A 21886-nucleotide genomic window follows, 5' to 3' on the forward strand; every position below is an offset into this window, starting at 1 on the left:
ATCTCCCCTCTCATTGAATTACTTATGGCCTCATTGTATGGGAGGAGGGTCCTAATAGTTGAGGTAAGATCTGATAAGCATCTTCAACCCATTCACATAACAATGGTCTCGTTTCACGAGGATCAATGATTTCTTCAATCCCAAATGATTCTGCGGTTCGGAAAGGAGAACGTATTTCTTCCATACTGTCATTCAGTTCTTTTAATAACTGATCAGGATCATCGCTTGCTTCAAGCTCTCTTCGGTACGCAACTTGTATTCCTCCTTCAATGGGCAATGAACCCCAATCTCCTGAAGGCCATGCATAGCGTTTATGAAGACCATGTCCGTTAATCATACCTGCTCCTCCGACGCCAAAAACCTTTCTGAGAATAATCTCAATCATTGGCACTGAAGCCTGGTATATTGCTGAAATAGCCCGGACACCTTTACGAATCGTTCCTTTTTTCTCCTCATCTAAACCAATAACCATCCCCGGTTGGTCAACAAAATTGACGATAGGTAAATGGAAGGTTTGGCATAAATCAACGAAACGTTCTATTTTTTCACTGCTTTCGGCTGTAAGTCCACCTCCTAAAACATAAGGATCCGATGCTAGAAATCCAACAGGATAACCGTTTAGCCTTGCAAATCCGGTCACCGTCCCCGCACCGTAATACTTTCCCATTTCAAATACCGAATTTTGATCTAACACTTTTTCTAGTATGTTGCGAATCTTATATGGCCTTCGCCTATTTCTTGGAATGATTGATAAAAGGTCTTCTTCTTTTCTATCAGTTCTATCTTGCGTTTCTTGGTATGGAGGTAATTCCCAAACATTACTAGGAAGATATGACAAAAACATTTTAATTTGTTCAAACGCCTCTTCCTCTGTCCGAACAATATTATCAATCGCTCCACTTGAACGGTGAACCTGAACACCACCCAGTTCTTCTTTTGTTAACTCGTATCCTCTGCCATACTTCACAACTTGAGGTCCAGCTACAAACATTTGTGAGGTTTCTTCGATCATTATGGAAAAATGAGAGGCGGCTACCCTCGCGGCCCCGAGGCCAGCAACGGATCCCATTGCTGCTGCAACTACAGGTACTCGTCCCATATTTTTAACTACATGATCCCAAGCAGGGTTCACCGGCACATATGTAGCACTGGTATCATTAAGACTTTTAACGCTTCCTCCACCGCCCGTACCATCAACTAATCTAACAACGGGTAGTTGAAGTTCATGAGCCATTAATTCTGAGTACGCTTGCTTTCCACGAATACTTCCGTCTGATGCACCTCCGCGAACCGTAAAGTCATCTGCCCCAACAACAACTTTCCGGCCTCTTATTCTGCCTGTCCCTAATATAAAGTTTGCTGGTCTAAAATCCTTTACTTTCCCATCTTCATCATAAGACGCCTTACCCGCTAGCGCTCCCGTTTCATGAAAAGTGCCGCCGTCTAAAAGCTTATCTATACGTTCTCTAACTGTATACTTTCCTCTAGAATGATGCTTTGCAACGTTTTCTTCGCCTCCCATTTTGCGTGCAAGGCCTTCTAATCTTTTTAATTCATCTACTTCCGGTTGCCAACTCATGAAACCACCCCATCTTTAATCTATTGTTTTAATATCTATCTACCATTAATATAAAGCAATTTTTGTGCCAAAAGTAAACCTCTTAAAATCAGGCTCTTAAGATTAGGCAAATAAGTAAAAACACTCAAATTTGAGTTATGATAACTCGAATTTGAGTGTTCAGTTCATTTATTCCTGGTCAACAGGAATATTGACAGCATCAACCGTCTGCGAGACAAGGAACAACATTCCCTATATTCTCCATCCTAGAATGTCCACCTGCTTCAATCCAGATAACCGTTACGCAACACATCCGATGCGCTCTGCTGTCTCGGCTTTTAACTTCAGGGACAAATAACAGTAACACCATTGTCCTTTAACACTTTCATATACGGGGAGCGCTTTGGGGGGATTTGGTGTATAGATTCTAATAGGGATGTCGCCATTTTCACTAGGTATTGTGCGATTCACGACACTACCAACGGACTCTTTTTCATCTGCTGAGTCATTGCATTAAAAACTTTACGCGCTTCTTTGGTTACATAGCAGCTCCCAGCTTCCTCATTTTTTCCAGTACCGCTTTTGCTTGTAGATCTAACGTTATATTCGAACTATTCCCTATTTTTATATTATTTAGTATAATATATACAGATTTCACAAAGGGACAATTTAAAGTCCTGACTTCTTCTTTACTGTTTCAGTCTCCAGTTATCCGATCAGCTACTTCTCCATATTGTTGTTCTAATTCTTCATAATGTTCTTCTGCTTCTTGTGGACTCATTTCTGGTATAGTAAAGCCGTTAGTTTCAGCAAACTCCTTTAGTTCAGAATCTTCTAAAGTTTCGCTGATCACGTCATCCCACTTTGCTACAACCTTATCTGGTAAATCATTAGGCCCTCCGATCCCAATCGTCGCGCTTAAGTTAAGATCATACCCTAAATCTTGTAATGTGGGTACCTCAGGATAATCTTCAATCCCTTCTTCATTAATGAGCGCTAAAATATTCACGTCTCCAGCTTCTTCTGCTCCACTTACCGATACTGGTGAAGTGACCGTAAAGTCCACGTGACCCCCTAAAATTGCTGCAAGAATTTCCCCATCATCATTATAATTGGCAACGTTCCACTGTAATTCAAAATCTTCTTCTTGATTGATAAGTTCTGCGTATATATGGTTATTTGGAGAAGGCGTAGCAAAATCAATACTGTTGTCTTTGGAGTATTCAATTAGTTCTTTAAATGTTTGGAAAGGTGCATCTGCGGAAGCCATAACCACATGCTGATAACCCATCACGGGTCGTATATGTGTGAAATCGTCTCCGTCATGATCCATCAAATCAAGATGTGGTACTATTCCATATAACGTATTACCACAGCAACCAGAAAGGGTATAACCATCTGGATCTGCATTGGCAAGCGTTGAGTACATGGATAAACCGCCTCCACCAGTTTCATTCTCTATAATTATGTTTTGTCCAAGGTGCTCTTCAGCAATATCAGCAAAATGTCTAAAGAACATATCTGTCGTGCCGCCAGCTCCATAAGGAATCATTAAGGTGACTGGTTGACGTGGGTAATCAGATGCGTCCCCATCTGTTTGAGTGTCGCAAGCAGCTAATACCATTAGGAAAACTATAACAAGAGTGAAAATAGTTATTTTTTTACTTTTCAATATTCTCATCCTTTCTATTTTTTTATTCTGATATATCCTAATTTTATTAATCTTCTCCTTCTCATAAATTAATTAGATGTTAATAGATCAAAACATATTCGTTTTTACTAAATCACTTATCCGTTCAACGGATGGTTTGGAATAAGCCCTATAAGGACTTAAACCCATAAACCATTCCCATTAATCCATGTTTTTGAGCAAAATTCAATTTTTGCATTATCCCATATGCCAGTTCATTCCACTCATTCTTTTATTGCTGAAAAACTACACACTACACGGCACTCCTCTTTCAATTCTCGCAGGCATAGCGTGGACTTAATATCTGAGTTTCACCCTAATTCAATAATTATGAAGCAAATCCATTCAACTTTTTCATTAGACTGCCATATTTTCTAAACACTTTCTTCTTCGAGTTACATAAGTTAATTTCAAATTCATTTCGTTTTCTCTGCCTCCACCAATTCTCTTTTTAAGATCTTCCCAACGGCCGTTTTCGGCAATTCTTCAACAAAAGAAATCAATTTGGGAACCTTGTAAGAAGACAAATTCTCATGACAATATGCGAGCAATTCCTCCTTCGTAGCATCTGAACCTTCTTTTTTAACAATCACTGCTCTAACTGTTTCACCACGATAAGGATCCGGCACACCAATGACGGCAGCTTCATACACAGCCGGGTGTTTATATATGACATCTTCCACTTCAATCGGATAAACGTTGAATCCGCTCGCGAGAATCATTTCCTTTTTTCTTCCAACAATGTAATAGTAACCATCTTCATCAACACTTGCCAAATCACCCGTATAAAGCCATCCATTACGTAGCGTCTGTTTCGTTTCTTCCGGCATCCTGTAATAACCTTTCATGACTTGAGGTCCGCGAATGATAAGTTCACCGACATTGCCTTGTGATAACTCCTGTTCTCCTGTGGTAGAATCGACGATCTTTGCTTTCGTATTTGGCAAAGTTATACCTATACTCCCACGCTTTTGTAAACCGTCTATTGGGTTCCGATGCGTGGTTGGAGAGGCCTCCGAAAGTCCATAGCCTTCCGCAATACTAACCCCAGTGATGGAATTAAATTTATTGATCACTTCGACCGGAAGTGGCGCGGAGCCACACGTACAAAAATTGAGAGAAGATATGTCAAATGGTTTTTGTTGATAATATTGTAATAACGCTGTATACATAGTTGGCACACCTGGAAATCGTGTTGGTTTCTCTCGTTCTATAATATTGGCTACTTCCTCGACATCGAATCGAGAGACTAAAATGATGTTCCCGCCTTTATAGAACGCCAAGTTCATACCAGCAGTCATCCCGTTAACGTGAAAGAGCGGTGAAATGGTTAGAACGCGTGAATCACCATTCTTTTCACCATGATTGGCTGCTAATTGTAGCGTGTTCGCAACTAAATTGTAATGTGTAAGCATAGCGCCTTTCGAGCGTCCCGTCGTACCTCCTGTATATTGAATTACGGCAACATCTTCTTTCGGTTCAATGGCTACGTTAGAAGGCTCTTTTCTTTCATCCTTCAGCAATTTATCAAAATCGCTGGAGTCTTTTAACGATACTCCAACAGCCCATTTAACCTCAGTATCATGCTCAATAGTTTGAAAAACAGATCTTACCTCGTCCAGTAAAACAATACCCTTCGCACCGGAATCATTAAGTATATGCAGCAACTCCGGAGGCTTATATGACGGATTTACTTGCACAACTATGGCTCCTAAACTTAATATAGCAAAATAACTCACTGGGTATTGGGGACAATTCGGGAGCATAAGCGCGACACGATCACCCTTTTTTATCCCCCGCTTTGCAAGACCATTAGCTACACGTTTAATCCTATCTCTTAATTGTTCATACGAGTACGTTAGCTCACCGAACGTGATTGCGGTTTTGTTCCGGTTATCCATAAAACTCCGTTGAAGCATCTCCAAAAGTGAAACCTCCGGTATTTCAATATCTTCGTAGGCATGAGCTGCTTCCTCCACATTATCAATTCCTTTCTAAAATCATACACTCACATATAATAGGATGTTTATTCCGTGTCGATTCTTTTAGGGGCTAATGTGTTACTCAGTTACCCTATCAATAACTTCACCAAATTGTTCTCTTAAATCTTCATAATGTTCTTCAGCTTCTTGTCGATCCATTTCTGGTATAGAATAGCTATTATTTTCAGCAAACTCTTCAAGCCTAGGGTCTTCTAAAGTTTTGCTTATTACCTCTTCCCATTTTGATACTACTTCATCCGGTAAACCATCGGGTCCGCCTATGCCTATCATTGCGTTTAAATCAAGATTGTAATCTAAATCTTGCAAAGTAGAGACATCTGGATAATTTGCAATTTCCTCTTCATGAGTTACCGCCAAGAAATTAATATCCCCCGCTTCTTCGGCTCCACTTACTGATACGGGGGAAGTAATAGCAAAGTCTACGTGACCTCCTAATATTGCGGCAAGAGTTTCCCCATCATCTTCATAGTTAACAGTATTCCATTGTAAGTCAAAGTTTTCTTCTTGATTGATTAATTCTGCAAAAATTGTGTTATTCATAGATGGGGTCGCAAAATCAATACTATTGTTCTTTGAGTATTCAATTAGCTCATCAAACGTTTGAAAAGGAGCATCGGTAGAAGCTACAATCACGTACTGATAGCCCATCACAGGCAAAATGTGGGTAAAGTCGTCTCCGTCCTGTTCCATCAAATCAAGGTGTGGATTTATTGCATATAAAGTATTTCCCATCCCACCAGCCATAGTGTAGCCATCCGGTTCAGCACTAACAAGTGACGAATACATGGACAACCCACCACCGCCAGTTTCGTTTTCTATCATGATATTTTGCCCCAAATGCTCTTCTGCAATATCGGCAAATTCTCTAAAGAACATATCGGTTGTCCCACCAGCACCATAGGGTATAGTGATAGTGACTGGTTGACGAGGATAATCAGAAGCATCCCCGCTTGACCCCTCACTACAAGCAACTAATACCATTAACAACATGATTGAAGATAAACTAATAATTTTTTTCAAGTTTATTCACCCTTTCCAATATAATTTTAATTTAACCTTAGTGATTCATTACTGCTTCTTGTTATTGTCTTTGATGGTTCTGTAGATTGTACTTGTAATAAGTAATACGATGAGTATCAAAAGTACAAGTGATACTGGTCTTGTGACGAAAAGTAGCGGATTACCGTCTGCGACAACCAAAAACTGTCTGAAATACTCTTCCAACCTTGGTCCAAGAATAAAGCCAATAATTATCCCTACAAGGGGAACTTTTAGCTTTATGAGAATGTATCCAAGAAGACCAAATATAAACATAACTAAAATGTCAAACGTTGCCTGGCTATACCCATATGTACCAGCAGCACTTAGAACAAGGATAATTGGCGCTAAAACCGTTGGGCGAATAAATGATATTCTTCGATACATATTGGCTAAGTTCCAATTCAAAATTAAACTGATTAAAGACGCCAATAGCATCCCCGCAAATATGCCATAAACAATAGGTCCATTCGTTTCGAAAATTTGAGGGCCGGGGGTGATGCCGTGAATAATTAACGCTCCCATAATGATTGCTGCTTCTGCATCACCTGGAATCCCTAAACTTACAGTGGGAATTAAATTCGCACTTGCTGTCCCACTATTTCCCCCCTCGGCTGCCGCTATCCCTTCAGGCTCGCCTTTACCAAAGTTTTTACGATTTTTTGATTTTTTCATCGCTTGTCCATAACTGACGAAAGCTGATGTAACAGGTCCCATCCCAGGTAGCGCACCTATTGCTGTCCCTATCGACGCAGAACGAAATAAAGTCCTTTTAATGCCGAATATTCCTTTGAAAGTGACATTGTCATCCTTCTTGGAAACAGCCTCCTCCAAACCTTCAGTTTGATGGTCGGTTGAGTTCTTCTTTTTATTAAATTTGTTTTTAAAATGGTCATCAATCGTTATAAAAACTTCTGATACAGCCAATAGTCCAATAACCAATGCAATAATGCTAATACCGCCTGACAATTCTACAATTCCAAAATTCAGACGAGGTATTGAGGTTACAGGGTCAGTATTAATGGTTCCTATCATTAGCCCCAATAAAACTGATATAATACTTTTTGCAATTGATCCTTGCGTGACCGTTGTTAATAACACTAATGCAAAAAGAATGAGCATTGTGTATTCTGCAGGGCCAAATTGAAGTGCAAATGTGGCAATTGCTGCGGCACTGAAAATTAATACTAAATTTCCGAGCACATCCCCGGTTGTTGAAGCTATTAAAGCGGTCCTTATCGCTTTACGGGGATACCCCCTCTTCTTTAGCTCATTCCCATCTAATACAGTAGCTGCTGCAGCTGGTGTACCTGGAGCTCTGAACATGATAGCGGCTACACTTCCACCAAACAGCCCACCCTTATACATGGCTATTAACATAACAATCCCAGACACTGGATCTAAATAAAATGTGACTGGTAAAATTAAAGCGATCCCCATCGTAGCAGTTAACCCAGGTATAGCTCCTAAAATTGACCCGGCAATCACACCCGCAATCGCTAAAGCAATTGTCATTGGGGTTAGCATCGTATTAAATCCTTCTAATATGTCTCCAATCATTTCAGTCCCCCCAATGTCTTAGTAGCGTCATCAAAACATAATTCCAGATGGGAAATATAAGTTTAATAGTCTTGTGAACAACAAATATATGGACCCTGGCAATACTAAACATAACACTATTGCCAATTTCCAACTTTCACCCAGGTAAAGCAAGAAGGCTAAAATAAATAAAATAGACATTATGAAAAATCCAATATATTGAACCAAGAAAGCGTATACAAAAAATAGTAGTATGCTTAAACCTACATATTTTAACACTTTACGATTAAAATGATATTGTTCAGTCTGTTTTGTTATCATCATATGAACAAGTTTGCCGCCACCGACAACTACCAATGCGGCGGAATAAATATACGGGAATAATCTAGGTTCCCCGCTCTGCACGCCTAAAGGTATAAGGACAAAAATTAACAATAAACCAAGGAGAGTTATAAATCCATAATAATAAGTCTCCTTGACAGAAATATCACTTTTATCCATATTTTCATCCCTCCTACATTTACTGCTCCAGATCATGTAATCACATTATTTCTTAATAATGTAATTGTTAATAAAGCAATTTTTATGCCAACAACGGAGTCAGCTTAAAGCGGCATTTTTTGGTTCATACACTCACTTACTAAATTGAATTTGAATTATAATAACTCATTTTTGAATAAATCATAACGGCTTAGAATGCTATGGTTATCACTTGAAAATTATAACCCGTATTTATTTAGCTTTCTCGCAATTGTAGCCTGACTTGAGTTCAAGGCCTCTGCGATTTGGTGTGTCGTTTTATAATGAATCACTGCACTTTGAAGTAAATCTTTTTCTGCTTTTTCCGCTGCTTCATTTAGAAGATTTCTATTACTATTATCTCTATGAAAGGAAGGCAGATATTCTTCTGGTAGATCTGCCGTAGAAAGTTCATTGTTAGGTACTATGATCACCAATCGCTGAATGAGGTTGGCAAGTTCTCTTATATTTCCCGGCCAGTTATACCGTTTTATAAAATCCTGTAGATCCTTAGAAAGCCACTTGTTTACATTGTAATTATCATTAAATTTCTGTAGATAAGAATCTGCTATAGGTAAGATATCATCTTTTCTGTCTCTGAGAGGCGGGACAGTTATTGGCAGTACATTTAACCTATAAAATAGATCTTCTCTGAAATCACCATTTTTGACCATTTCTTTTAAATCTCTATTTGTCGCTGCAATTATCCTTACATCAATGCTTTGTGTCCTTGTGGCACCAATTCTTCTAATTTCTTTGTCTTGGATGACTTGAAGTAATTTAACTTGTAATTTAAGGGGAAGTTCGCCGATCTCATCTAAAAAAATCATCCCTTTGTTCGCTAGTTCAAATAATCCTGGTTTTCCGGAACGGTTGGCACCGGAAAAGGCACCTGATTCGTAACCGAATAGTTCCGACTCAAGCAAATCAGTGGGTATAGCACCACAGTTAATCTTCACGAACTGCCCCATTGCTTGACGATCACCTTTATTAAATATTTCTCTCGCAATGACATCCTTGCCTACGCCAGTTTCTCCCGATAAAAGAACAGAAGCTTCAACATTTGCAATACGTTCTATGATGTCATAAATTCCGATCATCTTTTTATCTTTACATATCATCTCATGTTTGGATTTGGAACTATGTTTTTCATGACTACTTTTTTGATGAGTTCTGGAGTCTTCATTTTTCACAAATGCAAGTTCTGATGCATCTCTTATATTAATGACCACTTTTTCTACTTCATTATTTTCGTTGTATAGAGGAGCCCCTGTCATCACAATTTGTTTGTTATCTACTCCACCCTGAAAAACAGTAACGGGTTCCTTACTTTTTAGTACTTTGGAAGTTACAGATTCTTGTAAAAAACCTCTTGTCATTAATTTATCTGCACTTTTACCTAAAAAATATTCTTTCGGGACACCTGTTAACCGTTCAACAGACGAATTTATTCGAACAGTAACGCCTTGTTTATCCGTTATTGATATCCCATCATAAGAGTTTTCTAATATGTAGTTTAATTCACTATTTAACTTTAACAAATTCTGTACTTCCTTTTTTAATTCGTTAAATTCTGAATCCTCATAGAATATATTCATCTTGCAATCTTTATCATTCGGGCATGTTTGTTCTATAATACGATATAACTTATTATTGCATTCTATTTGAAGACTATTACTACGAGGATTGTTCATTTTTTTCTCGATGTCTGTAAAGTTCCTTGGATCAGAAACGTTAAATATTTCTCCGAAAGCTTCATTATAGTCTACTATCTTTCCAGTATAATCAGTCATCGCTGTTGGTAATTCAAAAGTACGAGAGCATTCCCTTTGAACATAAGACATAATTTGTTCACCCCAAACTTACAATTTCCTATTATTATATAATGTAGTTATGGTGAAGGGCAAAAGTGGGAGCGAGAGTAATAAGTTATAGCCCAAGCTCCCAACTAAATGTCATTCCCCTACATTCACGATCAATTTCCCGTACGTTTTCCGATCACCTAATAGATTCAACGCGTGCGGAACTTCTTCAAAGGAAAACTGCTTATAAATCAGCGGTTTGATCTTGCCTTCTTCGTACATGGAACAAAGTGTTTTGTGGATATTCACCATTTCCTCTTCGTATAAGCGAGCAAAGTACCCCCAGTGAACGCCAACAACCGAGTAATTTTTCACCAACACATGATTGGTGGGGGCTTCCGGTATCCTTCCGCCAGCGAATCCGATTACAAGGATGCGCCCTGCGAATGCGATACATTTTCGGGAGCGATCAAAGGTGTCACTGCCGACAGGGTCAAAAATAATATTTGCGCCATTTCCATCCGTTTCTTTTTTTACAATGTCGACGAAATTTTCCAACCGATAATCGATAGCGACGTCGGCACCTAAATCCTTGCATACTTGTACCTTCTCCGGACCACCTGCCGTTGCAATGATGCGGGCACCTGCGGCTTTACCTAATTGAATGGCGGCGGATCCCACGCCGCCGGAACCTGCGTGGACGAGCAGGACGTCGCCGGCTTTGATGTTTGCTCTGTCATGCAGGGCATAATAAGCCGTTTGGTACGTAATATACATGGCGGCCGCTTCATGAAATGACATCGATTCCGGCACACGGAAAACAGATTTTTCCGGCACCGAAACCCATTCCGAGAAACCGCCGTTCGGAAGCCCCGGTCTGGCTAACACCTTTTCTCCGACCTGAAAAATACTTCCTTCATCGACCAATTCCACCGTTCCCGCGATTTCTGCGCCCGGAGTAAATGGGAGTGGCGGTTTTTCCTGATATTTTCCCTGACATAATAGTATATCGAAAAAATTTAACGCTGCTGTCTGCGTCTTGATTAGCACCTGTCCTGATTCCCGAACAGGCTTTTCCACCTCTTCCAAAGCCAGTGCCTGATCCGGGTCAGCGAGTTCTTTCACTTTCCATGCGCGCATCTTGTCCACTCCTTTCTTATCGTTTAAACGCTGCCGCGCCGTCGTCCACGTAATGCACATGGGCGTTCAGGAACGAGGCGTCGTCACTTGCCAAAAAAGTGACCAGTTTCGCGACTTCTTCCGGTTTCCCGGCTTTACGGCGCATTTGTGCTTTTTCAATTTTGGCCCATACTTCGGGGTTCTTTTTCCACTCGGTGACAATTTCGGTTTCGATGAGGCCCGGTGCAATGGCAGTGACCCGAATGTTATGACGAGCTAAGTCCAAGGCAGCCGACTTCGTCATGGAGACAACCGCACCTTTACTCGCGTGGTACGCGAAACGGTTTCGATCCGCGATATACGCGTAGATGGAGGCGGTGTTGATAATAACGCCTCCGTTCTCTTTCATTGCATTCGCTGCCGCTTTTATGCCGTAAAATATCCCATGTTGATTGACATCAACGGTTTGATGGTAATTTTCGATAGGCATATCTAAAACGCTATTCTTGGCAGTGTTAATGCCAGCATTGTTGTGCATAATGTCCAGTTTGCCAAAATGCTCAACCGCCCGGTTTACTAAATTTTCCACACTTTCATAGTTGGACACGTTAACCTCGATAAACGTCGCGGATCCGCCTTGGTTTTGGATGTCTTCCGCCGTCTCTTTTCCGGATTCCTCATTTATATCTGCGACGACAACCTCGGCGCCCTCTTTAGCAAATTCCTTCGCCGTCGCGCGACCGATGCCGGAGCCGGCGCCGGTCACGATCGCTGTTTTTCCTTCTAATCTCATCTCGCACACCTCCTTATCCGGCCGTCACGCCGCCGTCGAGGACGATCGTTTGACCGGTCATAAATGCTGCCGCCTGTGAGGCCATATAGACGATCGTCCCGCGCATGTCATCTGCTTCCCCGAGCCGTTGCAACGGGACGTTCGCGATCATTTGATCTTTAATCGGAGCGATGACGTCTTGGCTCATTTTTGTGGGAATAAAGCCGGGGGCGACGGCGTTGACGGTGATGCCGTGCCGCGCCCAGTTAATCGCCAAATCCTTCGTAAACGTGAGCACGCCGCCTTTGCTGGAATTGTAGCCGATCGCTTGCATCACTTCGGGGTTGGAACCTTTCAATCCCGCGACGGACGCGATGTTGATGATGCGCCCTTTCGTTCCATTTTCAATCATCTTCTTGCCAACCGCCTGGGACATGATAAACGTGCCGACGAGGTTGACGTTGACGACTTTTTTAAATTTATCAACTGGCATGTCTTCGGGGTTGTATCCGCCCCAGGACGTGCCGCTGTTATTAACTAAAATATCAATGGTACCGAAGTGTTCCATCGTCGCGTCCACGACTTGCTGGACTTCGTTCTCATCAGTGACGTCACAGCGGAACGCGATGGCATTGCCGCCGTTCTCGTTGATCCGATCTCTCACGTCGATACATGCTTCTTTTTTACGCGAACAGAGGACGACGTTTGCGCCCGCGTCCGTGAGCGCTTCCGCCATCCATTCGCCAAGGCCTCGCCCGCCACCGGTAATGATCGCGGTTTGGCCGCTTAAGTCAAATAGATTCATCGTTGTCATCTTTGGCTCATCCTTTGCCGATATTTTTCAGTTCCAAACGCCGGTACCTTAATCGATCACTTTAACGAGCTGTTTGCCCAAATTCTCCCCGCGGAATAATCCCAAAAAGGCGTCCGGTGCGTTTTCCAATCCTTCAACAATGGTCTCTTTATATTTTATTTTCCCTTCGTTTAACCATTTTGCCAAAGCGTTGATGCCTTCTTCATACCGATCGGCATAATCTCTTACAATAAACCCTTTTAGTAATACGCTTCTTGTGAGTAAATACGGTAAAAATCTTGGCCCTGATTCTACTTTTTCAGCATTGTAATGAGCAATTTGTCCGCAAAGCGCAACCCGGGCATGGAAATTTAATTGCAAAAGCACGGCATCGGTAATGTCGCCTCCGACATTATCAAAATAAATGTCGATACCGTTTGGACAGGCGGTCTTCAATGCCTCGCGAATGTTACCGGACGTCTTGTAGTTAATGACCTCGTCAAAATGAAGTTCATGCTTTAAATAAGTGACTTTTTCATCCGAACCGGCAATGCCGACCACACGGCAACCTTTTATTTTTGCGATTTGGCCTACAATCATTCCGACAGCCCCTGCTGCGCCCGAAACAACAACGGTTTCCCCTGCCTTCGGTTGACCGATGTCCATGAACCCGAAGTAAGCCGTTAGCCCCGGCATTCCGGTAACGTAGAGGGCAGTCGTTATTGGTGCTGTTTCAGGATTTATTTTTTGTACGTATGCGCCATCGGCTGCCGTATAGTCCGCCCAATTCAATCGGCCCGTGACAAAATCCCCGTCCGTAAAATCCGGATGATTGGATGTCACAACCTCTCCAACAACGCCGCCTGTGAGGGGTTGATCGACTTCAAAAGGCGCTGCATACGATTTTGTATCATTCATTCGCCCGCGCATATAAGGATCAACGGATAGATAGTGTGAACGTACGAGCACCTGACTGTCCCCTGGTTTCGGCACGCTTGTTTCTTCAAACTTGAAGGTCGATTGATCAGGTAACCCTTGCGGTCGCTTTGCTAATAAAATTTGGCGATTTTTATCCATTATGGCCACCCTCTCACCGGTATTTTTTCAGTTCCAATCGCCCGATCGTCCGGCGGTGCACTTCGTCGGGACCGTCCGCGAGGCGCAACGTGCGTGCTTTTGCCCAGCTTTGCGCAAGAGAAAAATCTTCGGTCACGCCGGCGCCGCCATGGGCTTGAATGGCGCGATCAATGACGCGCAGGGCCATGCTCGGCGCGACGACCTTGATCATGGCGATTTCCGTGCGTCCTTCTTTATTGCCGACGGTATCCATCATGTAGGCAGCCTTCATCGTTAAGAGGCGAGCTTGTTCGATTTCGATGCGGGAATCGGCGATCCATTCCTGGATAACGCCTTGCTCCGAGAGCTGTTTACCGAAGGTGGAACGATCTTGGACGCGTTCACACATCGCCTCGAGCGACTTTTCCGCCAGTCCAATCAGGCGCATGCAGTGATGGATGCGGCCCGGTCCGAGGCGCCCTTGCGCAATCGCGAATCCTTTTCCTTCATCCCAAAGGATGTTGGAAGCTGGGACGCGCACGTTGTCAAATTCCACTTCGCCGTGTCCCTCGGGGGCATCGTCATAGCCGAAGACCGGCAAATGGCGATGGACGGTGACACCGGGGGTGTTTCTCGGCACTAAAATCATCGACTGTTGCGTATATTTCGGTCCGTCCGGATCTGATTTTCCCATCACAATCATGATTTCACAGCGTGGGTCCATGATGCCTGACGTCCACCATTTGCGGCCGTTGATGACGTATTCATCGCCATCCTTTTTGATGTGTGTTTCGATGTTCGTGGCGTCTGATGATGCGACATTCGGCTCGGTCATCGCGAACGAAGAGCGGATTTTCCCGTCAAGCAATGGCTCAAGCCACTGTTTCTTTTGTTCTTCCGACGCATAACGGACGAGTGTTTCCATATTGCCGGTGTCCGGCGCCGAGCAATTGAACACTTCCGGCGCGATCGGGGAACGCCCCATAAGTTCGCATAACGGCGCATACTCCACGTTCGTGAGCCCCGCGCCATAGTCACTTTCCGGTAAAAACAGATTCCATAGGCCTGCTTCTTTCGCTTGTTGCTTCATTTCCTCCATAATAGGCGGCGACTGCCAACGAGTAGATTGTTGGTTCAGTTGTTCTTCATAGACTTTTTCATTAGGATCAATGACCTCTTCTATAAACGTGCGCACACGCTCTTGTAAATCTTTCACTTTATCCGTCATACCGAAATCCATATGTTTCACTCCTCATTTAATAATAGCCAAGCATATTTAATTAAATTTGTTGCTCTTCCACCATAATGTCTAAACCGTTCATCTTCCGTCTGCCCGTTTTTCCAGCGAAAGTAGATTTGTTGGACGATTACAGCCAATTTAAAATAAGCAAAAACTTGATAAAAATGAATCGAGGAACAATCCCGTCCGCTTTTTTCGGCATAACGGTCAATCATTTCCCGACGGCTTAAAAACCCGGGCCTTTTTGTCACCGTCTTAAACGTCGATTGCAGTAACTCCGGGTCATCGTCTTGTACCCAATAGCTAAGCACGACCCCAAGGTCAAAAAGGGGATCTCCGATCGTCGACATTTCCCAATCGACAACTGCTTCAATTTGACGCAAATCTTCGGAAAATAATAGATTGTTAAATTTGAAATCATTGTGGATGACCGTGGTCTCGCCGTCTGCCGGAATATTTTTCTCGAACCATTTTTTCAGCTTTTCATATTCGGGAATGTCTTCGGTTTTAGCACGCTCATAGCGTTTGATCCATCCATGTACCTGACGCTCCATAAATCCTTCCGGACGTCCGAATGTATGGAGCCCAGCTACTTGCGTATCCACCTGGTGTAACTCGGCCAACGTATCGATAAATGTATAGGAGAGCTCCCGACATAGATCTTCCGTTTCTTTTATCTCTTCAGGAAACGATCGATCAATGACGATGCCTTGTTTTCGTTCCATGACGTAGAACGTTGCATCCATCACCTCGTCATCTTCACCGAGCACGTATGGCTTGGGGGCTAACGGGAAGACTGGGTTAAGCCGGGAAAGTAAGCCGTATTCCCTTTTCATGTCATGGGCTTTCGGAGGGAGTGGGCCGAAAGGAGGGCGGCGCAACACCCCTTGCCACTCTCCACAAGATATAAGATAAGTGAGGTTTGACGCGCCGGCATAGTATTGCTCAACCTGCAGCGGTTCATCTTTGGGAATGTTATCCAAGTGTTGATCCAAAAAAGCTTTCACTTTTGCTATATCCAGTTCTTCCCCGCTACGTACGGATTGTGTCATTTCGTTTCACTCCCAATAGACATAAATCCTAATTCAGCTTCATTGTGAAGCCCTACAATCGACTCTGAGCAGCCCACATCTACGACAAACTCGAACAACTCATCCAGTCCCAACTTCTGAAAATTACGCCCCACACGTCCCTTTGACACAATTTGCGCAACATTATTTGGATCAAAACGTTGGTCCAATGCATACACAGCCGCATCGTTCAAGCTAGAACCCTCGACGTTAAGCTGTGACAGAATAATATTTGCACAAACATAATCCTCCAGGGAAAACTGCCCGAGGGAGCCCGCGCAAACGATAATCACTTCTTTCGGAGATTCTTGGTTGATATAATCCGCGATCGCGTACGCATTTCTCAAATTTCCCAATAGCAATGTATCCGCTGCTTTTGCTTTCATAATCGCCCGCGTGCCATTGGAAGATAAAAAGACGATATCCTGGTCTTTGACACGTTCCGGCGTATATTCATCCGGCAAATGGGCCAGATCAAACCCCTCCACGGGCTTTGCCCCGAGCTCCCCTCCGGTAAGTACTGATGAGTGATTAAGCTCTGCCTTCAACTGATGGGCTTCTTCCACACTGGATACCGGAAAAACACGTCGGGCACCCCGTTCCATAATGGTGACAAGCGTCGTTGTCGCGAGCAGGACGTCAATAACAACCACCGTCGCGCCTTTCAAGCTTTCTTGCTTAATTTCTTCTGTCGTTAACCATAGACGGCATTTTTCCATGTTGAATGCATTCACCACCTTTGTAAAAACCTGGGATGGTATTTTACATTAATATAATAAGCAAATTTCATGCCAAATATTTTTTGTTTACATACCAGTCATTCTTGTGACCAATTGCCACACATAATTCTTAAATTTGAATTATCCTTATTCAATTTTGAATATTTTTTTACAAACAAGAAGAAAAGGGGCATTCGTCTGCCCCTATTCTAATAGACGCGAAAAATAACCTTCCCCTTTAATACGTCTTCATCTTTTTGATTTTTCGCGTTTACCTCAAACGTAATTTTCTCTTTGCTTTGCTCGCTCACTTCCGCGTTCAGAGAAATCACGTCATCGAGAAAGACCATACCCCGAAAACGGATTTGATACGTTTCAATAAATCCTTCCTCGTAGTAAGGGGTGAAGAGTTTGGCTAGGTTGCCCATCGTCCACATGCCATGGGCGATGATGCCGGGCAGCCCTGCTTTTTCCGCTTCTTCATCAATCGTATGGATCGGGTTATAGTCGCCGGATGCGCCGGCGTATTTAATTAAATCGAGGCGAGAAACCGGAGAAAGGGTGACGGTTTCTAACGTGTCGCCGGTCTTTTTTTCTACAATCATGCTTCCATCCCCTTTCTGACCGCTTCAGTAATGATCACCACTTGTTCGGCGCGGAAAACGAGCGTGCCGTCGTCGTCTTCGCCTTTTCCTTCGAGGGTGAGAATGCCCATTGTCCCGCTTTTTCCTGCTTTTTCCTTGTAATTGTTTACTTCCGTCCAACAATGGATGTCTTCGCCGACGAGAAGGGGACGTTCATAATGATAGATTTGCTCGCCGTGAATGAGGCCTTTGTTCGGCAAGTCCAATCCGTCGACGTCTCCATAATCAAACACGCGCGGAAATGTCGGCGGCGCGATGTTTTGTCCATACCGAGACGCCTTCCCCGCCGCTTCATCGACGAACAGCGGATGTGCGTCGCCGATAGAATCGGCGAATTTTCGCACGGCCCCTCGTTCGACGGTGTTTCTCACCTTATTTGATTTTTTTCCAATCGCATCTTCAAACATGAGCTCAATCCTCCTTTAATCTTTCGGTCCGCCGGCGACATAGATAACTTGGCCGCTCACGAACGAGGAACGTTCATCGGCGAAGAATGCCACCGCGTTCGCGATATCTTCCGCTTTCCCGCTGCGTTTCACCGGAATTTCCGCAGCACGTGCTTCCACCATTTTTTCAAAAGGAATGCCGACTCGCTCGGCCGTCGCCTTCGTCATGTCGGTTTCGATGAAGCCGGGCGCGATCGAATTCGCCGTAATACCAAACTTCCCAAGTTCAATCGCCAACGTTTTTGTAAACCCTTGCAAACCTGCTTTAGCTGTTGAATAGTTCGCCTGTCCGCGATTCCCGAGCGCCGACGTCGATGATAGATTGATAATACGGCCGTATTTTTGCTCGACCATATACCCTTGCGCCACACTTGCGGCATTAAAGGATCCATTCAAATGCACATCCATGACCGTTTTCCAATCGTCTTCGGTCATTTTAAAAAGCATGTTATCACGGATGACACCGGCGTTGTTCACGAGAATGTCTATCGATCCATACGCGTCATAGGCCTCTTTCATCGCGTTTTCGACTTCATCACGATTCGTGACATTCGCTTTGATCGCCAAAACATCCTGGCCGGCAAAGTGTTCACGCGCATCTGCCAGCGCTTCTTCGTTGATATCGATGATCGCCACTTTCGCGCCGTCACTGACGAGACGCTCCGCAATGCCACGCCCGATGCCACGACTTCCGCCAGTCACAAACGCCGTTTGTCCAGAAAAATTTGTCATATGTTCCACTCCTATCCTTAGACTTACTTATATTTTATATGAAAATAAAACCTTGTAAACACTTTCAAATATTAAATGTGTTGCCCGAGTTTGACGTTCCCTTTTAATAGGTTGCGAGAAATGATCAGGCGTTGGATTTCATCGGTCCCGTCATAGATTCTCCAGAGCCGGGCTTCCCGGTACCAGCGTTCGATGGGAAGTTCTTTCGTGTAGCCCATGCCGCCGTGGATTTGCATGACGCGATCGATGATGTCGTTGCCTTTTGTGGCGCCATACAATTTCGCCATCGAGGCATAGTGGCGATTGTCTTCGCCGTTGTCCAAGCTGAAGGCGGCATTGAGCACTAACCATTTGGCCGCTTCGAGCTCGACCGCCGAATCCGCAATTTGCCACTGGATGGCTTGGCGCGTGGAAATCGGTTTCCCGAACGTTTCCCGCTCCTGGGAATAATCGATCGCCATATTGAGCAAGCGCTCCGCCGACCCGACCGCTCGTGCCCCGACGATCCAGCGAGCGAAACCGATCCATTCCAAGCCGAGGTCGTAGCCGCGGTGGAGTTCGCCGAGGATATTTTCTTCCGGCACGCGCACTTGGTCGAAAATCAAGGATGCCGGTCCCCATTCGCCCATCGTATCAATGTATTCCGATTTCCAGCCCATGTCCCGTTCCGCGATGAAACAGGTGACGCCTTCTCGACCATTTGCCGCGTGGGCTTCTTTGTCCGTAATCGCGATCACCATGACAAAATCTGCTTCGTTGCCGCCGGTGATGAATGTTTTCTCGCCGTTCAGTACCCAGTCATCGCCGTCTTTTTCCGCGGTCATTTTAATGTTTTGCGTGTCAGAGCCGGCGCCGGGTTCGGTGAGCGCAAAGCAGGATTTTTTCTCGCCGCTAATCGTCGGAAGCAGGTACTTTTCCTTTTGTTCTTCGTTGCCGTAATACAAAATGTTATCGGCCGAACCGCCGAACGTGAACGGAACGAACGTCTTCGACACTTCCATCATGACGATGGCGTACATGACTTGGCCGAGGTCAGCGCCGCCGTATTCTTCCGGCGTGTTGATGCCCCAGAAACCGGCGTCTTTCGCTTTTTGTTGCAGTTCGTGGATTTTTTCTGCCGGAAGGCTTGGTTTTCCTTCCCGTTCGTTGCGCAGCACATCGTTCTCCAGCGGCATCAGTTCTTTTTCCACAAATTTGCGGATCGTTGTTTGCACCATTTTTTGTTCTTCAGTTAAGCGTAAATGCATCGATTTCCTCTCCCTCTTTTTCACTCTTGAATCTTGCGCTTTTGATTCATAATCTTGCGCTTTCGCCGGTTATTCTGGCACTTTGCGTTAATCTCTCTCCACGACGAGCGCGATGCCTTGGCCGCCGCCGATACAAGCAGTGGCAAGCCCTTTCTTTTCCCCGCGGCGCTCGAGCTCATAGCATAATTTCGTCACGAGCATACCGCCGGTGGCGGCAATCGGGTGCCCATGAGCAATCGCTCCGCCGTTCACATTGACTTTATCCATGTCAAAAGAAAGTTCCCGGTCACACGCGAGCACTTGGGCGGCAAACGCTTCGTTGAGTTCGATTAAATCAAAATCGTCCAACCGACCACCGGTTTTCTCCAACACTTTTTTCACCGCCGGGACGGGGCCGATGCCCATGATGTTCGGATCAACACCCGCGACGGCCGATGCCGTAACTCTCGCCAACGGCTTTAACTCGCGCTTTTTCGCTTCCGTTCCAGACATCAACACGAGCGCTGACGCGCCGTCGTTAATGCCGGAGGAACTGCCGGCGGTGACACTCCCGTCTTTTTTAAACACCGGCGGGAGCTTACCGAGCGCTTCTTTCGTCACCTCAGGTCGCGGATGCTCGTCTTGGTCAAACGTGACGGTGCCTTTTCGTGTTTTAACTTCAATCGGATGAATTTGATCTTTGAAATACCCTTTCTCAACCGCATCCGCCATCCGCTCCTGGCTTCTCAGCGCAAACGCATCTTGCTCCTCGCGGCTCACCTCATATTTTTCAGCCAGATTTTCAGCGGTGATGCCCATCGGTGGGTCGCCGATAGCATCGGGCGAGAGCCTGCGATTGATAAACTTTGGTGGCTTGCGATCATAAGCTTTCTCCTGTACCTCCAAAAGGTGCGGGCTACGCGTCATGCTTTCCGTGCCGCCGGCAACGACGACATCGGCGTTCCCGGCGATAATTTTCTCCGCCGCGAGGGCAACACTATTAATGCCCGAGCCGCATTGGCGGTCAATCGTGAGCCCGGGAACCTCCACCGGCAATCCCCCTTCAAGAAGCGAGACACGCGCAGTATTCCCGCCCCCACTCAAACAATTGCCGAAAATGACGTCTTCCACAGCTTCGTGTTCCACGTCCGCCCGGCGTAACGCTTCACTAATCACTTCGCCACCGTACACGGCCGGGTCGACGGAAGCCAATGCCCCGCCTTTTTTCGCGATGGCCGTCCGTACGGCAGAAACGATCACTACATCTTCCATGTGTGCATCATCCTTTTCTCAATATTTTAAATGTCCCTGTCCCTTTTGCGATCGCTGTGCCTTCTGCATCCGCAATAACCCCTTCAACGGTTGCTGACTTGTAGCCGAGTTGCAAAATCGTGGCCCTCGCCGTCAGCCGTCCTTTTTTCACAGGAGCCAGGTAGTTGACGTTCAAGGACACGGTCGTGCTCGGCAACTCGGTACGGTGATGGAGGACCGCGCCGAGGACGTTGTCCAGCATTGTGGCGTGGACGCCGCCGTGGAGGGTGTCGTTGCGATTCATGTGCTTGTCGTCGATATCGAGGACAATGGTGACGGCCCCGTCTTCGGCTTCGATCATTTCAAAGCCGACGTGATTGAAAAAATGGCTTTCGTTCGCTAGATTCACGTATGGCTCCTCCCACATTTTTAACGGTGTCACTTAATATAATTGCAATTTTCGTGCCAATTTTTGAAGCTATGGGATACCTACCGTTTAGTTAGTTTAAAGAATATATGAGCGGTTAATGACCCAAAAATGAATAATAACGATTCTGATATGAATCACATTTAAAGAAAACAGCCAAGAGATCGATCAAGCTTCTCTCGGCTTGACTATCTAGTGCTTACGGAAATTCTGCGTCATTCGGAATGGTTTGCGTTTTATTC

The 21886-nt window shown here is 44.7% G+C and carries 20 protein-coding genes; all 20 read right to left on the minus strand.

What is annotated here, in order from left to right:
- Nucleotides 1-22: 22 nt before the first annotated feature.
- The 20 genes from DT065_RS04640 to DT065_RS04735 all read right to left on the minus strand — a co-directional run bounded on the left by DT065_RS04640 (nt 23) and on the right by DT065_RS04735 (nt 21626).
- The gene (locus DT065_RS04640) at nt 23-1579 is read right to left on the minus strand and encodes an acyl-CoA carboxylase subunit beta (RefSeq protein ID WP_114371317.1); all 1557 of its coding nucleotides are present in this window, start codon (nt 1577-1579) and stop codon (nt 23-25) included.
- Between the two features lie 676 nt (nt 1580-2255).
- Nucleotides 2256-3230 carry a tripartite tricarboxylate transporter substrate binding protein gene (locus tag DT065_RS04645; RefSeq protein WP_160112410.1) on the minus strand — a complete coding sequence of 325 codons (975 nt, stop codon included), beginning with the start codon at nt 3228-3230 and terminating at the stop codon, nt 2256-2258.
- 434 nt (nt 3231-3664) lie between these two features.
- Entirely contained in the window at nt 3665-5227 is a 1563-nt protein-coding gene (locus DT065_RS04650; RefSeq protein WP_335743576.1) for a long-chain-fatty-acid--CoA ligase, read from the minus strand.
- Between the two features lie 81 nt (nt 5228-5308).
- Nucleotides 5309-6271 (minus strand): tripartite tricarboxylate transporter substrate binding protein, encoded by a 963-nt coding sequence (locus tag DT065_RS04655; RefSeq protein ID WP_114371321.1) that lies wholly within the window; start codon nt 6269-6271, stop codon nt 5309-5311.
- A gap of 48 nt (nt 6272-6319) precedes the next feature.
- Complete coding sequence (locus tag DT065_RS04660; protein ID WP_114371323.1) at nt 6320-7849, minus strand: tripartite tricarboxylate transporter permease; 1530 nt, start codon at nt 7847-7849, stop codon at nt 6320-6322.
- A 30-nt stretch (nt 7850-7879) separates the two neighbouring features.
- Entirely contained in the window at nt 7880-8329 is a 450-nt protein-coding gene (locus tag DT065_RS04665; protein WP_160112411.1) for a tripartite tricarboxylate transporter TctB family protein, read from the minus strand.
- 218 nt (nt 8330-8547) lie between these two features.
- Complete coding sequence (locus DT065_RS04670; RefSeq protein WP_114371327.1) at nt 8548-10191, minus strand: sigma-54 interaction domain-containing protein; 1644 nt, start codon at nt 10189-10191, stop codon at nt 8548-8550.
- A 111-nt stretch (nt 10192-10302) separates the two neighbouring features.
- Complete coding sequence (locus tag DT065_RS04675; RefSeq protein WP_114371329.1) at nt 10303-11289, minus strand: NADPH:quinone oxidoreductase family protein; 987 nt, start codon at nt 11287-11289, stop codon at nt 10303-10305.
- A 16-nt stretch (nt 11290-11305) separates the two neighbouring features.
- Complete coding sequence (locus tag DT065_RS04680) at nt 11306-12061, minus strand: SDR family NAD(P)-dependent oxidoreductase (protein ID WP_114371331.1); 756 nt, start codon at nt 12059-12061, stop codon at nt 11306-11308.
- Nucleotides 12062-12074: 13 nt separating this feature from the next.
- Entirely contained in the window at nt 12075-12854 is a 780-nt protein-coding gene (locus DT065_RS04685; RefSeq protein ID WP_114371333.1) for an SDR family oxidoreductase, read from the minus strand.
- Nucleotides 12855-12902: 48 nt separating this feature from the next.
- Nucleotides 12903-13910 carry an NADPH-dependent curcumin/dihydrocurcumin reductase gene (gene curA / locus DT065_RS04690; protein ID WP_114371335.1) on the minus strand — a complete coding sequence of 336 codons (1008 nt, stop codon included), beginning with the start codon at nt 13908-13910 and terminating at the stop codon, nt 12903-12905.
- Nucleotides 13911-13923: 13 nt separating this feature from the next.
- Nucleotides 13924-15129: an acyl-CoA dehydrogenase family protein gene (locus DT065_RS04695; RefSeq protein ID WP_114371337.1), complete on the minus strand. Its 1206-nt coding sequence runs from the start codon at nt 15127-15129 to the stop codon at nt 13924-13926.
- Nucleotides 15130-15134: 5 nt separating this feature from the next.
- Nucleotides 15135-16181 (minus strand): phosphotransferase family protein, encoded by a 1047-nt coding sequence (locus tag DT065_RS04700; protein ID WP_114371339.1) that lies wholly within the window; start codon nt 16179-16181, stop codon nt 15135-15137.
- Entirely contained in the window at nt 16178-16918 is a 741-nt protein-coding gene (locus DT065_RS04705; protein WP_114371341.1) for a 2-phosphosulfolactate phosphatase, read from the minus strand. Before DT065_RS04705 ends, DT065_RS04700 begins: the two co-directional genes overlap by 4 nt.
- Before the next feature lie 209 nt (nt 16919-17127).
- The gene (locus tag DT065_RS04710) at nt 17128-17523 is read right to left on the minus strand and encodes a MaoC/PaaZ C-terminal domain-containing protein (protein ID WP_114371343.1); all 396 of its coding nucleotides are present in this window, start codon (nt 17521-17523) and stop codon (nt 17128-17130) included.
- Nucleotides 17520-17969 carry a MaoC family dehydratase N-terminal domain-containing protein gene (locus DT065_RS04715; protein ID WP_114371345.1) on the minus strand — a complete coding sequence of 150 codons (450 nt, stop codon included), beginning with the start codon at nt 17967-17969 and terminating at the stop codon, nt 17520-17522. The genes DT065_RS04710 and DT065_RS04715 overlap by 4 nt, the downstream gene beginning before the upstream one ends.
- A 15-nt stretch (nt 17970-17984) precedes the next feature.
- Nucleotides 17985-18740, minus strand: coding sequence for a 3-oxoacyl-ACP reductase FabG (fabG, locus tag DT065_RS04720; protein WP_114371347.1), 756 nt, complete (start codon nt 18738-18740; stop codon nt 17985-17987).
- A 71-nt stretch (nt 18741-18811) separates the two neighbouring features.
- A complete protein-coding gene (locus DT065_RS04725; protein WP_114371349.1) occupies nt 18812-19987 on the minus strand; it encodes an acyl-CoA dehydrogenase family protein in 1176 nt (391 codons plus the stop codon).
- An 87-nt stretch (nt 19988-20074) separates the two neighbouring features.
- Complete coding sequence (locus DT065_RS04730; RefSeq protein ID WP_114371351.1) at nt 20075-21238, minus strand: thiolase family protein; 1164 nt, start codon at nt 21236-21238, stop codon at nt 20075-20077.
- Nucleotides 21239-21245: 7 nt separating this feature from the next.
- Entirely contained in the window at nt 21246-21626 is a 381-nt protein-coding gene (locus tag DT065_RS04735; protein ID WP_160112412.1) for a PaaI family thioesterase, read from the minus strand.
- Nucleotides 21627-21886 lie beyond the last annotated feature (260 nt).

Source organism: Salicibibacter kimchii (assembly GCF_003336365.1).
Classification (GTDB): domain Bacteria; phylum Bacillota; class Bacilli; order Bacillales; family Marinococcaceae; genus Salicibibacter; species Salicibibacter kimchii.

Coding starts and splice junctions, on each gene's coding strand:
- DT065_RS04680 (WP_114371331.1), bottom strand. CDS start 12,061: ATGAGATTAGAAGGAAAAACAGCGATCGTGACCGGCGCCGGCTCCGGC.
- DT065_RS04685 (WP_114371333.1), bottom strand. CDS start 12,854: ATGACAACGATGAATCTATTTGACTTAAGCGGCCAAACCGCGATCATT.
- curA (WP_114371335.1), bottom strand. CDS start 13,910: ATGGATAAAAATCGCCAAATTTTATTAGCAAAGCGACCGCAAGGGTTA.
- DT065_RS04695 (WP_114371337.1), bottom strand. CDS start 15,129: ATGGATTTCGGTATGACGGATAAAGTGAAAGATTTACAAGAGCGTGTG.
- DT065_RS04670 (WP_114371327.1), bottom strand. CDS start 10,191: ATGTCTTATGTTCAAAGGGAATGCTCTCGTACTTTTGAATTACCAACA.
- DT065_RS04665 (WP_160112411.1), bottom strand. CDS start 8,329: ATGGATAAAAGTGATATTTCTGTCAAGGAGACTTATTATTATGGATTT.
- DT065_RS04725 (WP_114371349.1), bottom strand. CDS start 19,987: ATGCATTTACGCTTAACTGAAGAACAAAAAATGGTGCAAACAACGATC.
- DT065_RS04715 (WP_114371345.1), bottom strand. CDS start 17,969: ATGTTTGAAGATGCGATTGGAAAAAAATCAAATAAGGTGAGAAACACC.
- DT065_RS04700 (WP_114371339.1), bottom strand. CDS start 16,181: ATGACACAATCCGTACGTAGCGGGGAAGAACTGGATATAGCAAAAGTG.
- DT065_RS04710 (WP_114371343.1), bottom strand. CDS start 17,523: ATGATTGTAGAAAAAAAGACCGGCGACACGTTAGAAACCGTCACCCTT.
- DT065_RS04640 (WP_114371317.1), bottom strand. CDS start 1,579: ATGAGTTGGCAACCGGAAGTAGATGAATTAAAAAGATTAGAAGGCCTT.
- DT065_RS04730 (WP_114371351.1), bottom strand. CDS start 21,238: ATGGAAGATGTAGTGATCGTTTCTGCCGTACGGACGGCCATCGCGAAA.
- fabG (WP_114371347.1), bottom strand. CDS start 18,740: ATGACAAATTTTTCTGGACAAACGGCGTTTGTGACTGGCGGAAGTCGT.
- DT065_RS04705 (WP_114371341.1), bottom strand. CDS start 16,918: ATGGAAAAATGCCGTCTATGGTTAACGACAGAAGAAATTAAGCAAGAA.
- DT065_RS04675 (WP_114371329.1), bottom strand. CDS start 11,289: ATGCGCGCATGGAAAGTGAAAGAACTCGCTGACCCGGATCAGGCACTG.
- DT065_RS04660 (WP_114371323.1), bottom strand. CDS start 7,849: ATGATTGGAGACATATTAGAAGGATTTAATACGATGCTAACCCCAATG.